Annotated in this window: 8 protein-coding genes and 2 pseudogenes; 4 read left to right on the forward strand and 6 right to left on the reverse strand. The window is 65.6% G+C overall.

The features are described 5' to 3' along the window. Window positions 1-276 precede the first annotated feature (276 nt). Both N0A20_RS16020 and ribA read left to right on the forward strand, forming a co-directional pair. Window positions 277-1065 carry an exodeoxyribonuclease III gene (locus N0A20_RS16020; protein ID WP_260581329.1) on the forward strand — a complete coding sequence of 263 codons (789 nt, stop codon included), beginning with the start codon at window positions 277-279 and terminating at the stop codon, window positions 1063-1065. After that, window positions 1062-2135 (forward strand): GTP cyclohydrolase II, encoded by a 1074-nt coding sequence (gene ribA / locus N0A20_RS16025; RefSeq protein WP_260581330.1) that lies wholly within the window; start codon window positions 1062-1064, stop codon window positions 2133-2135. The genes N0A20_RS16020 and ribA overlap by 4 nt, the downstream gene beginning before the upstream one ends. 184 nt (window positions 2136-2319) lie before the next feature. Here the strand turns inward: ribA and N0A20_RS16030 are convergent, their stop codons facing one another. The 3 genes and pseudogenes from N0A20_RS16030 to N0A20_RS16040 all read right to left on the reverse strand — a co-directional run bounded on the left by N0A20_RS16030 (window position 2320) and on the right by N0A20_RS16040 (window position 4831). After that, window positions 2320-3126, reverse strand: coding sequence for a LytR/AlgR family response regulator transcription factor (locus N0A20_RS16030; RefSeq protein ID WP_260581331.1), 807 nt, complete (start codon window positions 3124-3126; stop codon window positions 2320-2322). Next, window positions 3123-4250, reverse strand: coding sequence for a sensor histidine kinase (locus N0A20_RS16035; protein ID WP_260583934.1), 1128 nt, complete (start codon window positions 4248-4250; stop codon window positions 3123-3125). The genes N0A20_RS16030 and N0A20_RS16035 overlap by 4 nt, the downstream gene beginning before the upstream one ends. 58 nt (window positions 4251-4308) lie before the next feature. Continuing rightward, window positions 4309-4831 (reverse strand): annotated as a pseudogene (locus N0A20_RS16040) (winged helix-turn-helix transcriptional regulator). Between the two features lie 125 nt (window positions 4832-4956). Here N0A20_RS16040 and N0A20_RS16045 point away from each other — a divergent pair. Next, entirely contained in the window at window positions 4957-5283 is a 327-nt protein-coding gene (locus N0A20_RS16045; protein WP_260581332.1) for a CC_3452 family protein, read from the forward strand. 50 nt (window positions 5284-5333) lie between these two features. Here N0A20_RS16045 and N0A20_RS16050 read toward each other — a convergent pair whose 3' ends face one another. Further along, complete coding sequence (locus N0A20_RS16050) at window positions 5334-6224, reverse strand: glycosyltransferase family 2 protein (RefSeq protein WP_260581333.1); 891 nt, start codon at window positions 6222-6224, stop codon at window positions 5334-5336. A 126-nt stretch (window positions 6225-6350) separates the two neighbouring features. On the opposite strand from N0A20_RS16050, the gene N0A20_RS16055 reads away from it, so the two are divergent. After that, a complete protein-coding gene (locus N0A20_RS16055; RefSeq protein WP_260581334.1) occupies window positions 6351-8444 on the forward strand; it encodes a bifunctional (p)ppGpp synthetase/guanosine-3',5'-bis(diphosphate) 3'-pyrophosphohydrolase in 2094 nt (697 codons plus the stop codon). A 58-nt stretch (window positions 8445-8502) separates the two neighbouring features. On the opposite strand, the gene N0A20_RS16060 is transcribed toward N0A20_RS16055, so the two are convergent. Next, window positions 8503-9069 carry a putative colanic acid biosynthesis acetyltransferase gene (locus N0A20_RS16060; RefSeq protein WP_260581335.1) on the reverse strand — a complete coding sequence of 189 codons (567 nt, stop codon included), beginning with the start codon at window positions 9067-9069 and terminating at the stop codon, window positions 8503-8505. Between the two features lie 373 nt (window positions 9070-9442). Continuing rightward, window positions 9443-13826: pseudogene (locus N0A20_RS16065) on the reverse strand (hypothetical protein). Window position 13827: the final 1 nt, after the last annotated feature.

The following is a 13827-nucleotide window of genomic DNA, read 5'->3' on the forward strand; positions in this document are numbered from 1 at the left end:
CCCGATTTTCGTTCAGCTTCGCGACAGGGAAGCGGGGCTATTTCAACTCTCGAAGGCGCCAACACGGCCCCCGGTTCTGGGTTTCCCCCTGTTGCCCCAACCGGAACGCCAGGCACCTTCATTCAAGAGCGTGACGAACGCTGACCTTGAACCCCCGTTCCACCGCCCCTGGAACGGGGGTTTAATTTTGGTGCCTCGTCTTTGGCGCCTGACGGCGCACGCGGCACCGGCCCGCAACACATTGCGCCCGGCTCATCGCGCCGATAGAGCCGAGCCATGACCATCAGCATCGCTTCGTGGAACATCAACAGTGTCCGCGCCCGCATCGGCATCGTCGAGAAATTCCTGCGCGAGGAAGCACCCGACGTGCTGTGCCTTCAGGAAACGAAGGTCGAATGCGGCCTGTTCCCGAAAGCGATGTTCGAGGCGCTGGGCTATCGGCATATCGTCACCCACGGCCAGCGCATGCACCATGGCGTCGCGACGATCAGCCGGGTGCCGCTGGCCGATGTGCGCAAATATGACTGGCAGGCGAATGGCGAGGCGCGCCATATCGGGGTGACTTTGCCGTCGGGCGTGCGGCTCGACAATGTCTATATTCCCGCCGGCGGCGACATCGCCGACCGCGCGATCAACCCCAAATTCGGGCAGAAGCTCGATTTCTTCGGGCGGATGACCGACTGGTCCGGGACGCTCGACCAGCCGACGGTGCTGACCGGCGATTTCAACGTCGCCCCGCTCGAAAGCGACGTGTGGAACCACAAGGCGTTGCTCGATGTGGTCAGCCACACGCCGATCGAGGTCGAGACGCTCGGCCGGCTGCAGGCGGCGTCGAGCTGGGTCGACCTGGGCCGTCATTTCATCGCGGCGCCGGCGCCGCTCTTCACCTGGTGGAGCTATCGCGCCAAGGACTGGGAGCTGTCGAACCGCGGGCGGCGGCTCGACCATATGTGGGTGACCCCCGACCTGCTGGCGAGGGCGGTGTCGCACCGCACCATCCAGCCCGCGCGCAGCTGGGAACGGCCGTCGGACCATATCCCTCTCATCACCGAGTTCGACTTTTGAGCGGCGCGGCGACCGGCCCCGGCGCCCGCCGGGCCGCGCGCGCGATCGACGCGCTGCGCCGCGGCTGGACGTTTCGCGTCGCCGACCGTTTCGGCGGGCTGGACCTGATCGCGGTCGAAAGTGCGCGCGACGCCGATCTGGCGGCGTTCGGCAGCAGCGACATGCTTATTTCGGGCGAGCGCGCGGTGACGCTGAAACTGACCAACCAGCGCGCGGCGGCCGCGCCGGGGCCGGTGCGGCTGGCGGGCGCGGCGGATAGTGTCGCGGCGGCGCTGGCGATCGCGGACCCGGCGCTCGACCTCGCCCATCCGCTGAAAGGTCCGTTCCGCACCGTCGATACCGGCGGCGAAGAGGCCGCCGCCGCCGCGATGGTTCTGGCGCGCCACGCCGGACTGCTCCCCGCCTTCTTCGTGCGCTCGGGCGCGGTCGCCGGCCCGGCCGAGACCGAGTGCACGGCGGACGATGTCGCCGCCCTGCTCGACCCCGCGCGGCTGCATATCGCGGCGCGCGCGCGGCTGCCCGTCGAGGCGAGCGAGACCGCCGAGATCGTCGCCTTCCGCTCCCCCGAGGAAGCGTCGGACCATGTCGCGCTGGTCATCGGCAAGCGCGACGGCCATCCGCCGGTCGTGCGGCTGCACAGCGAGTGCCTGACCGGCGACGTGCTCGGCAGCCTGAAATGCGATTGCGGGCCGCAGCTTCACGCTGCGCTGCACGCAATGGCCGATGCGCCCTGGGGGGTGCTGCTGTACCTCCGGCAGGAAGGGCGCGGGATCGGTCTCGTCAACAAGCTGCGCGCCTATGCGCTGCAGGACCAGGGGTTTGACACGGTCGACGCCAATCTGCGGCTCGGCTTTCCGGTCGAGGCGCGCGATTTCGCGATCGCGGGGCGGATGCTGGAGTTGCTGAACGTACCGCGCATCCGGCTGATGACCAACAATCCCGAGAAAGTGGCGCGGCTGGAGAAGGAAGGCGTCGAGGTGGTCGAGCGCATTCCGCTGGCACTGCTTACCAATCCGCACAACGCGCAATATCTCGCGACGAAGCGGGACCGGACCGGGCACCAGCTTTAAACGCGACATCCGATTCAGACTCGGACGAAGCCACAAAGCCACAAAGAGTCCACCCAACTTCCGTTCGTGCTGAGCTTGTCGAAGCACCGTCCTTCCTTTCAACATTCAAAGGAAGAGCGGCCCTTCGACAAGCTCAGGGCGAACGGGAATGAGAGAGAATCTTTGTGGCTTCGTGCGAGATTATTCAGTGCACGAACCGCGCCACCACGTCGCGGTAGCTGCGGCTGACCTTCACCTGCGCGCCCGAGCCCAGCACGAGGAAGCATTCGCCGTTGGTGTGCGGCTTGACCTGCTTGACCTGGCTGAGGTTGACGATCGTCGAGCGGTGGACGCGCTGGAAGTTGCGCGGGTCGAGCCGTTTTTCGAGGTCCTTCATCGTTTCGCGCAGGATCAGGCTGTTGTCGGCGGTATAGATGCACATGTAATCGCCCGCGGCGTCGATGCGTTCGATGCTGTCGACGTCGACGCGGAAGATCTGGCCGCGGTCCTTGATGTTGATCATCTTTTCATAGCGGTCGGCGGCGTGCGTATCGGGAGCAATCTCGGCGTCGAGCTCCTCGACCGCTTCGGGCGCGACTTCGGCGAGCACGGTCTTGAGGCGCTCGACCTCGGCGACGCCGCGCTTTTCGGCGAGGCGCTGGCGGACGCGGTCGAGCGCGTCGGCGAGGCGTTCGGGTTCGACCGGCTTCACCAGATAGTCGACCGCCTGCGCCTCGAAGGCGCGGATCGCATGGTCCGAATAGGCGGTGACGAACACCACCAGTGGCGGTTCGACCTCCATCAGCCCCTGGATGACCGAGAAGCCGTCGAAGCCGGGCATCTGAATGTCGAGGAACACGAGGTCGGGTTTGTGCGTCTTGATCTTGCGGATGGCCTCGCGGCCGTTCTGGGCGGTGTCGACCACCTCGACATCGCTATGCGCTTCGAGCCTGAGCTGCAGGCCCTGGGTCGCCAATTTTTCGTCATCCACCAGGATGGTTCTGATCGTCATGTTCGCTCGGTTCCAATCGTCATGTGCCCATCGGGCTGAAACGGAAACTCGATCACCACCGTGAACCCGCCCGCAGCGCCCGACTGGGCTTCGAACCGGTGCTGGTCGCCAAAAGCCTGCGCCAGCCGGTCCCTGATATTGGCTAAACCCACGCCGGTCGATTCCGTTGCAACGGCGCCCGTGGTGGGGTCCACGCCGTCGGCTGACAATCCCGACCCGGTGTCCGACACGGTAATCCGAACATTTTGACCGGCCAATTGAGCCGAAATCGTGATGTCGGCGCCGTCCTCCTGCGGCGTGACCGCATATTTGATCGCATTTTCGATCAGCGGCTGGAGCAGCAGCGAGGGCAGGCGTGCGCGCGCGACCGCGGGGTCGATCGCGAAATGGGGGCGCAATCTTTCCTCGAACCGCATCTTCTCGATGTCGAGATAGAGCTTCAGCGTCTCGATCTCCTGCGCCAGCGTGACCTGCGCGGTCGGTTCGTTGGCGAGCGTGTAGCGCAGGAAGGCCGAGAGGCGCGACAGCATCGCATTGGCCGGCTCCGACTGCTTGAGCAGCACCAGCGTCGAGATGCTGTTGAGCGTGTTGAACAGGAAATGCGGATTGAGCTGGTAACGCAGCATCGCGAGCTGCGCCGAGGCGGCCTGCGTCTCGAGCCGCAGCATGCGGTCATTCTGTTCCTCGAGCTGGAGGAAATAGTTGATCGCGAAATAGAGCGCCGACCAGGCGCCGAGCGAGGTCGCGTCGATATAGACCGCGCCGAGCAGCAGGCTGGTGAAGCCCGCTTCGCTCGCCGGGTTCTGGATCTGCGCGACCCAGGCGTCGATGAAGGCCCAGAGCGCGGTGGCAAGGCCGGCGAGGCCGAAACTGACCCCCCACATCAAGAGCGGGCGGCGGTTGATGAGGGTGCGGTAACAGACCGACAGGATCAGCGAGAGCGAGAAGCCGGTGATCGCCGACACCGTCTGCGGGATCAGGAAGGCCAGCGGCTGGCCGTTGGCAAGCCCCGAAATACCGCGCAGCCCGAGCCAGGCGGTCCAGCCCAGGATCTGGAGATTCCAGAAGGCACGCACCTTGTTGTCGAAAAAGGGGCCCGGCGAGGAAAGACCGAACAGGGGCATCGGGGAACCTTGGGTGGCGGTCAGCGGCAGGCGGGGCGGCTGGACCGTGCCGCGCGCATCACTCGGCGGCAACCGGCGCCATCCGTTCGTCGGTGCGCGCGCGCGCCTGGCCCAACGGCTGCAGTTCGGAGCGATGTTTCCACACCAGTTCCTTGTAGCCGATGGCGCGGCCATCGTGCGCGGTGATCGTCACCGGGCCGATCGGCTGTTCGTCGCGCACATCGACGAGCACCGGGGTCGAAGGTACGCCGGCTGCCCCATTTTTCGCCCCACTGGCGCAGCGCGATCATCGCGGGGAGCAGTTCGAGGCCCTTTTCGGTGAGCTCGTAGCGCACCTTGCGGCGATCCTCGGCCATCACCTCGCGCGCCATGATGCCATGATCGACCAGCTTCGACAGCCGGTTCGACAGGATGTTGCGCGCGATGCTGAGTTCCTGCTGAAACTCCTCGAAATGGTGGACCCCATTGAAGGCGGCACGCAGGATCATGAACGACCATCGCTCGCCCATCGCCTCGAGCGCGAGCGGCAGGGCGCAATTGTCCCCGTAAAGCAGGTTCAGCGGTTCGCGTAATTTTCCCATAGGCCTAGCCCTAACGTAAAATCGGCCCCCGCACAAAAAAATATGCAGGCTGAGTTGCATTTTGCAACCCGCACCTTAAATTTCCTTTTGCAACCTAAATAGGTGCCAAAAAAGGAGACCTCCCCATGTTCAGGCCCGCTTCCCCGGCGCATTTCTTGCCGCTGTTCGGCATCGCACTCGCCGGTGCCGCCGCCCTGCCCGCGACCGTCCACGCGGCCGCCGGCCCCTATTACCGCGCCGAACTCGCAAGTCCCGCCCCCAAAAGCAAGTTCGTCGCGCGCGGCATCGTCTGGTCGTGCGAGGGCACGAACTGCATCGGCGCGCGCGGCACCAGCCGCCCGCTGCTGATGTGCGCTGGCCTCGCCAGGGAAGCCGGTGAGGTGAAGAGCTTCATCGCCGACGGCAAGGCGCTCGAAGCCGAAGACCTGGCACGCTGCAACGGCGCGGCCTGACCGGCGGGACGCCGCGACCTCCCCTGGGGAGGCACGGCGGCTCCTGAAGTTCAGGCCGCCATCCGGTTGCGCGCGACGGCGAGCGTCCAGCGGGCCAGTTGCGGCAGGCGCGCGAGGACCGTCAAGGGATGCGCGGCGAGCGCGCGGCGCACGAGGTCGAAGCGCCAGCGGCGCTGGGTCTTGAGCGCGAGGCCGAGGAGGATTTCGCTGCGGCTGCGCGCCGGCAGCGACGCGGGTATCGCGCGTTCGACGATCACCGCGGTCAGCGCCTGAATCTGGTCGGCGCGCTGGCTGGTCAGGCTGCCGCCGTGCTTGCGGTAGCGGTAGACGTCCTCGTGCAGTTCGACGAACCGGAACCGCTGCGCCGCGCGGAGCCAGAAGTCGTAATCCTCGACCCCGAACAGCCCGACGTCATAGCCGCCGAGCGCCTCGGTCACCGCGCGGCGATAGAGAAAGGCGGCGCCGATATTGTTGCCGTGAAGCAGGCGCTCGACCGGGCCGACGCGCGAGCGGCCAAGATCGCGCCCCTCGTCGTCGATCAGCGAGAAATCGGCGAAGGCGACGCCGGCATCGGGATGGGCGTCGAGCGTCGCGACGAGGCGGTCGAGCATCTGCGGGCGCAGCAGATTGTCGTCCGAGGTCCAGCTGTGCAATTCGCCGCGCGCCTGGGCGAAACCATGGTTGAGCGCCGCGGGCAGGCCGACGTTGGTGTCGAGCCGGACATGGCGGACGCGGCCATCGCGCGCCGCGGCGGCGGCCATGATCGCCGGACTGTCGTCGCGCGACGCATCGTCGACGAGGATCAGTTCGAAATCGGCAAAATCCTGGTCGAGGACCGAGTCGATGGCCTCTTCGAGCCAGCGTGCGCCGTTGTGCACGGGCATCACCATCGATACGCGCGGCGGCGCCGCGGTCGAATCTGGAGCGTCGGTCCCTGTCATCACCCCCGCCATAGCCCGCGCGCACGAAGCTTCCAAAGCTGTTTACCAATATTGCGACATCGGCCCCGATTTGCGCAGCTAAGTTTCGCATTGCATTTGTGGCCGTATGCACGACATTGGGACAGGATGCTGCGTCAATATGAACTTGTCGAGCGCGTTCGCGCTTATGATCCCGACGTCGACGAGGCGTTGCTCAATCGCGCCTATGTCTTCACCGTCCAGAAGCACGGCAGCCAGAAGCGCGCGTCGGGCGACCCCTATTTCAGCCATCCGGTCGAGGTCGCGGGGATCCTGACCGACCTGCACCTCGACAGCGAGACGATCGTCACCGCGCTGCTCCACGATACGCTGGAAGACACGCTGACCACGCCCGAGGAGATCGAGCGGCTGTTCGGGCCCGACGTGACGCGGCTGGTCGACGGGGTGACCAAGCTCAGCAAGATCGAGGCGCAGACCGAGAATGAGCGCGCGGCGGAAAATCTGCGCAAATTCCTGCTCGCCATGTCCGACGATATTCGCGTGCTGCTGGTCAAGCTGGCCGACCGGCTGCACAATATGCGCACGCTGCACTTCATCCAGAATCCCGACAAGCGCCGCCGCATCGCCAAGGAGACGATGGACATCTATGCCCCGCTCGCCGAGCGGATCGGCATGTACGAATATATGCGCGAGATGCAGCTGCTGGCGTTTCGCGAGCTCGAGCCCGAGGCCTATGCGACGATCACCGGGCGCCTCGCCAAGCTGACCGCCGGCGGCAAGGACAAGGTCGCGGCGATCACCCGCGAGTTCAAGGAACTGCTCGCGAAGAACGGCATCGAGGCCGAGGTGTCGGGGCGCGAGAAACACCCCTATTCGATCTGGCGCAAGATGCAGGAGCGGCACGTCAGCTTCGAGCAGGTGACCGACATCATCGCCTTTCGCGTCATCACCCCGACCGATGCCGACTGCTACGCCGCGCTCGGGATCATCCACCGCAAGTGGAAAATGGTGCCGGGGCGGTTCAAGGACTATATCTCGACGCCGAAGCGCAACGGCTACAAATCGCTGCACACGACGATCATGCACCAGCAGAATATGCGCATCGAAATCCAGATTCGCAGCATCGGCATGCACCAGCAGTCCGAATTCGGCTTCGCGGCGCATTGGGCGTATAAACAGGGCGGCACCGTGCCCGACGGCCAGGCGGGGTGGATCCGCGACCTGCTCGAAATCCTCGAGCAGACGCACGATCCCGAGGAGTTCCTGGAGAATACGCGCATCGCGATGTACCAGGACCGCATCTTCGCCTTCACGCCGAAGGGGAGCCTGCACCAGTTGCCCAAGGGCGCGACCCCGGTCGATTTCGCCTATGCCGTGCATACCAAGCTCGGCGACCGCACCGTCGGCGCCAAGGTCAACGGGCGGCTGGTGCCGCTGCGCACCCAGCTCGCCAATGGCGACACGGTCGAGATATTGTCGTCGGACAAGCAGACGCCGCAGCCCGCCTGGCTGGGCTTTGCGGTCACCGGCAAGGCGCGCGCCGCGATCCGCCGCCATGTGCGGTCGAAGGAGAAGGTCGAACTCGCCGCGCTCGGCCGCAAGATGTACGACGAGATCGTCGCGCGCCTGCCCAACAAGGTCGGCGACAAGGCGCGCGCGGCGGCGCTGACGCGCCTGAAACTCGACGACGACAGCGCGCTTTACGTCGCGATCGCCAAGAAGCAGCTGAGCGACAATGCCGTGCTCGAAGCGCTGGTCCCCGGCATCACCGCCGAGATGAAGTCGAAGCCCGGCAAGCTGGCGCAGGGGGCGGCGGTGTCGATCGAGGGGCTGACCCCCGGCGTCGCCTATCAGCTCGCCGATTGCTGCCATCCGGTGCCCGGCGACCGCATCGTCGGGCTGGCGCGGCCCGGCGAAGGGATCGAGGTGCATGTCATCGACTGCCCCAGCCTCGCCGACGGGATCGATGCCGACTGGATCGACCTGCGCTGGCAGGAGGACAGCGAGGGCGGCAATGCGCGGCTGTGCATCGTCATCCTCAACGAACCGGGCACGCTCGCCGAAATGTCGGGCATCCTTGCCGCCAATATGGCGAATATCACCAATTTGCGCCTGTCGAACCGCGAGGGCGGATTCCACACCTATGACGTCGTCGTCGAGGTGCGCGATGTCCACCATGTGATGCGCATATTGTCGGCGCTGCGCGCGTCCGACACGGTGGTGCAGGCGGAGCGGCTTTGAGGATATCCTCCCTGTGGCGCAGCCATGGGGAGGCGGTTCAGGTCTAACGCACGATGCTCTAGCCTCCCGGCTTCACCGATCCATCGGCAAAGTCCGCGAGGCCGCATTCGCCGATCGGCACGGCGGGATTGCCGCCGACGATGACATTGCGCGCGACATCCCGGACCACCACCGCGCGCGCCGCGGCGACCGCGCCGTCGGCGAGCGTCACGCCCGGACCGATGAAGGCGTCGGCGGCGACCCAGGCATTGCGGCCGATGGCGATCGGCGCGGCGGTGAGCGCGAAGCCCGGCGCGCGGATGTCATGGCTGGCGGTGCAGAGATAGGCGCGCTGGCTGACCACCGCCCAGGGGCCGAGCGTCACGCGCGCCACCGAATAGACTTCGCTGCGCGGACCGAGCGTGCTGCCCGTCCCCATGGCGAAGTTCCACGGCGCCCAGATGCGCGCGCTGGGATAGGGCCGCGCCTGCGCGCCGATCCGCGCGCCGAACAGCCGCAGCAGCAATCGGCGCCAGCCGTGGAGCGGGATCGGGCTGGGGCGGTAGAGGAGCAGCCAGACGGCGTTCCACAGCGCGCGGCGCAATTTGTCGCCAAGGCCTGGATGGGGAATGATCGTGGGTCGCATAGGGTGGCCGTCCTGTCGCACAGCTGGGCGCGGAGGCCAAGCCCCAGCCCTTCTTCGGGTGCTTATGTCCTTTGCCAACCCAAGCGGCCTGTCGGGATCGGGGTGGGGAGCGGACGTTTGAGGAATAGGCTGGTCTCCCCTCCCGCAAGCGGGAGGGGCAGCGAGACTTGGGCGCTTGCGCCCTAGTCGCAGCGGGGTGGGCCATTGAGACGTCGCTGCCCACCCCCAACCCCTCCCGCCTGCGGGAGGGGAAGACAAACGTTCGCTCCCTCCCGAAACCGGCCATTCCCGTCCCGAGTCCGAAAAAGACATCATCGCCCTTCTTTGGGGCACGGTCGGCGCGGGCCCTTCCCCGAAGGAGGGGCGAAGAGGATCAGCCGCCGAACTTGCCGGGGCCGCGCCAGGCGGCGGCCTGGTCGGGATCCTTCGGATCGGAATCGCGGACCTTGTAGACATTGCCCTCCCGGTTGAGGAACAATTTCTCCATCTCGGGCCGGGTGAGGGGCCGCGCGCCGAGGCGGCCGAACACCGCGATCTGGCCGCCGGTTTCATCGACCGCGCGGTCGCGGTCGAGACCCTTCGACAGGGCGAGCGCCGGCGAGGGCGTCCTGGCCCAGGCGATCATCTCCGGCGTCGGCTTCGGCGAGAAGCCATAGAGGCCGGCATTGTCGGGACTGGTGAGCTGCAGCACCTTGATGCCGTTGCGGCCGTCGGCGACATAGGCGAAGAGCGAGGCGTTGGTCGAGGCGACAATGACGTCCTCGGCATCGGTCGGCGCCCCCGCGATCGCGAGGCGCGGCCAGACAACCGGCGCCGCCGGGCGGGTGATGTCGACGATGATCAGCCCGTCCTCCTTGGCCGCGACATACATATATGTCCGCGCCAGATAGACTTTGCGGGCATTGCCGAGGCGCACCGTTCCCGACGCGACCGGATCGAGGCGCGGGTTCTCCCGGTCGTCGATATGCGTGATGTCGAACAGCTTCACCCCCTCGGCGTCGGTCACCCACAGATAGCGGAACTGCACGGCGCTGGCGCGCGCGTCGGTCATTTCGACCTTCGCCTTCACCTTCGGCGCCAGCGGGTCGCCGAGGTCGAGCACGACCAGCCCATAATCGGTGGTGATATAGGCGTCGCTGCCGAGCGAGCGTGACGTGCCGCGCGCCCGTCAGCACGCCGTCCTCGTTCCAGGTCAGCGCCCGCGACAGCTTGTTGTCGCGGAATTCGCCGTTCGCCATCGTGTCGATATCGACCAGGACCAGCCCTTCGACGCGATCGGTGATCACCGCATAACGGTAAATCTCGTGCATCGCCTGTTCGTGATTTTCGGGATATTTTTCGCGGATGTCGATGTTCCGCTTCATGCTGATCGGCTGGGTGGTCGCGATCGCCATGCAGGTCGCGTCCTTCGTCTTCACATGGGTGTCGTGGCCGAGCGCCGAGAAGGGCGCGCGGACGATGCGTTCGGAGAAGCCCTTGTTGCCGATCGACGCGACGTCATAAACGCGGAAGCCGCCCTTGCCCTCGGCGACGAACATATATTCGCCGCGCTGTTGCAGGCAATTCACCCGGCCGCCAGTGCCCTGGACGATGTTGGCGAATTCCTCGAGCGCATATTTCTCGCCCGAAATCTTCTTGTCGAACACCTTGCCGCGAACCCAGTTCTTGAGTTCGCGCCCGTTCTGGTTGACGTGCATGTCCCAATAGTCGGGATAGGCATATTTCTGAAGATAGCTGCCGATCACCGCCTGCGGCTCGTCCCATTCGGTGACGCGCGTCGCCTGGAAACCGTCTTCCTGGCCCGACCAGACATTGAGCCCGACGAAGTTCACGAAATTGGTGCCCATCAGCAGCAGCTGCGACATGATGGCATTGTTGTCGTCGGCTTCGGACAGGTGGCAGTCGGTGCACTGCTTGGTTTCCTGGCGCCGCACCGTGTGCGGGAAATGCGGCGCGAAGGCCTGGCTGGAGAAGCCCGCCGACGAGATCGGCGGCTGCTGCACATAGATGCGTTCGCGGTTGATGTTCGTCGACGACAGGATCAGCGCCGAAGTCGAACGCACCGGCGCGATGATGCCGCGGGGGGCTCGATAGCCGTTTTCGTCGGGCGGGCCGGGCTCGCCGGGCTTGGTGAGCTGGTGCCGGCCGAGCTGGAACATCTCGTCGCGCGCGACCTGCGGATTGTAGGTCGCGAAGTTGCGCGTCTCCTCGCCCTCGAAATGGTGCATGCTGGTCTTCCAGTTCGCCTCGATCGGCAAGTGGCAGCCGCCGCAACTCGTCGTCCATGACAGGTGGCAGGTGAAGCAGGTCATCTTGTCTTCGCCGTGCGCGCGATCCTCCTTCGCGACGTCGGGACCCCATTCATATTTCCGGTCGTCGGCGCCGCTGCGCGCCATCAGCTTGGCGCGCGCCGCCTTGGCGTTGAAATGCGGCCCCGGCGTCACCGCCTGCTTGACGAGGCTGACCTGCCATTCGAGCTTGGGATCGACGATCGAGCGCTGGATCAGCCCGGTGACCTCGCCATTGTCGTCATACTGGAATTCGAAACGGCGGCGGCCGTCGGGGTTGCGCAGCAGCGCAAGATTTGTGCCCTGCGGTCTTGCGGCGACGTTGGAGGTGAGCAGGTTCGGCAAATCGTCGGCGGTGCCGTGGCAGTCCTTGCAACCGATCTCGACCGCATTCGCGACCTCGCCCTGGATATAGCCGTTGCCGTGGCTGTCCTGCGCGAAGTGGCAATCGGCGCACTGCATGCCCTTTTCGGCGTGGATATCCATCATGTGGACCGCCTTGCCGGGGTTCAGGCCGGGCGGCACGAACTTGCCCTCGAACCCCGGCTAGGCCGGGATCGGCGCTGGCGAGGCAGAGATCGCGCTGTTTCGGGTCGGTATAGCTGGCGCAGCTCTTGCGCCATTTTTCGGGGTCCGCCGGATCGACGATATGCGCCGTATCGGTGCCATAGGTCGCCATATTGCCGTCGGCGGTCAGCAGATTGCCGTTACGGTCGCGCTTGAAGATGCCGCGGAAGTTCCAGCCATGGCCGTGATAATCGGCGAACTGGGTGTCCTTGTTGGTGTCGTTCACGTCATAGACGTCGCGCAGGAACTCGACATCGGCCCACAGCCCGCGCGGCGCCGCCGCTTCGGGGTTGCGCTCGAGGACCTTGTGGACCTCTTTCGCCGTCGGATAGCGCTGTTTCTTGAATTTCTCCCGATATTCCTCGTCGCTCATCCCCTCGGGGCGCGGTGTCGTGTTGTGCGGGCCCGGCCACATCTGCGGCGCGTCGGATTCATAATCCCACATCGTGTAGCCGAGGTAGCTGTTCAGGAAGATATTCGGCTGGTGCATGTGGCAGGTCATGCACTGCGACGTCGGGATCGAGCGCGTGAAGGTGTGCTTGATCGGATGCCCCGATTCGAACCGTTCCTTCTTCGCAAACACCTGCGGCCCCGCGGCGGCGTCGGCGGGGTCGATCAGCCCGCCATGTTTTTCGGCATCGGGGGCGTGCTTGGCGGGATCGCCATGCTCCGAACCGCGGCCGCCATGATCGTCGCTCTCGGGCTTCCATTTGCGCTCCCGGATCGTCGGATCGACCGTATCGGTTTCGCCGTCGCGGCCATAGCCCGAATAGGTCAGGCTGTGCCGCGGCTCGCGGTCGTTGGCATAGATGACGTGGCAGCCCGAACAGCCCGAATGGCGGTAATCGCCCGGCTGGTCGTTGGTGCCCATGAACCACATGAAGGGATCGTTGAGGCGCGTCTTGTGGATGTTGAGCACGGGGATCGCGACGCGCAGGCCGGTGCCCGGTCCCCGGTTCGACTGCTTGAGGTCGGGCTTGGCCGGGTTCCTCGAGGCGCTGGATGCTGCCGGTCGGATTGGGCAGGCCGATTTCGGGGAACTGCGTGTTGATGTTGCGCCCGCCGCGCTCGAACACGCGGAAGACGTCGCCCGGCGGGATCACGCTCCAGCGCGGCAGCGGATACATTTTCGCCAGCGCGCCGCGCGCGCGTTCCTTGTCGGTCAATATCTTGTCGAACGGCACCTTGGGATCGCACGCATTCTTATAGTCGGCGGCGCTCATCGACGTCGTCGGCGACAGCAGGCAAAGCCGGCTCGCCGCTGCGCGTATAGGCCTCGCCGAAAATATAGTTTTTATAGGGGATGATGCCGTTGTTGTACGCCGCGCCGCCCCACAGCATCGCGCCGGTCGACATCAGCGACCGTTCGGTCGCCTCGATCACCTCGAGATGGCAGGCGCCGCACGCCTCGCGCGCGACGCGATAATCGCTGGGGTTGACGAAGCGAATGAATTCGGGCGATTCCTTGTTGAGCAAGGTGTAGCTGCGCTTGGGATTGGCGGGGCTGTGACCCCAGCTGTCCGGCAGCGTCGGCTGCGTATGCGCGACCTTCTTGGCCGCGAGATTATAGGGATTGTCGTAGCCGAGCTTGGCATTGCCGAAAGCCGCGGGCGATTCGGCATCGCCGCCGTGGCAATCGACACAGCCGAGCTGCACGGCGGGCGTCGCATGCATCGACGGCGCGTCGGTCTGGATGTGGCAGCTGTAGCAGCCCTTCGACTTGGCGAGTACCGCGGCCTCGCGCTCCTCGAAGGTTGCGCCGGGCTGTTCGCGCGGCGCGGGCGGGCTGAAGCGATATTCGATCTTGACCGGCTTTTCACCCTCCGCGGCATAGACGATCGACGCGGCAAAACTCGCCCCCATGAGGACGAAAGCAAGGAAGGCGAAGAGCTTGCGGGTCATC

It is taken from the genome of Sphingopyxis sp. PET50, assembly GCF_025244705.1.
In the GTDB taxonomy this organism is placed as follows: domain Bacteria; phylum Pseudomonadota; class Alphaproteobacteria; order Sphingomonadales; family Sphingomonadaceae; genus Sphingopyxis.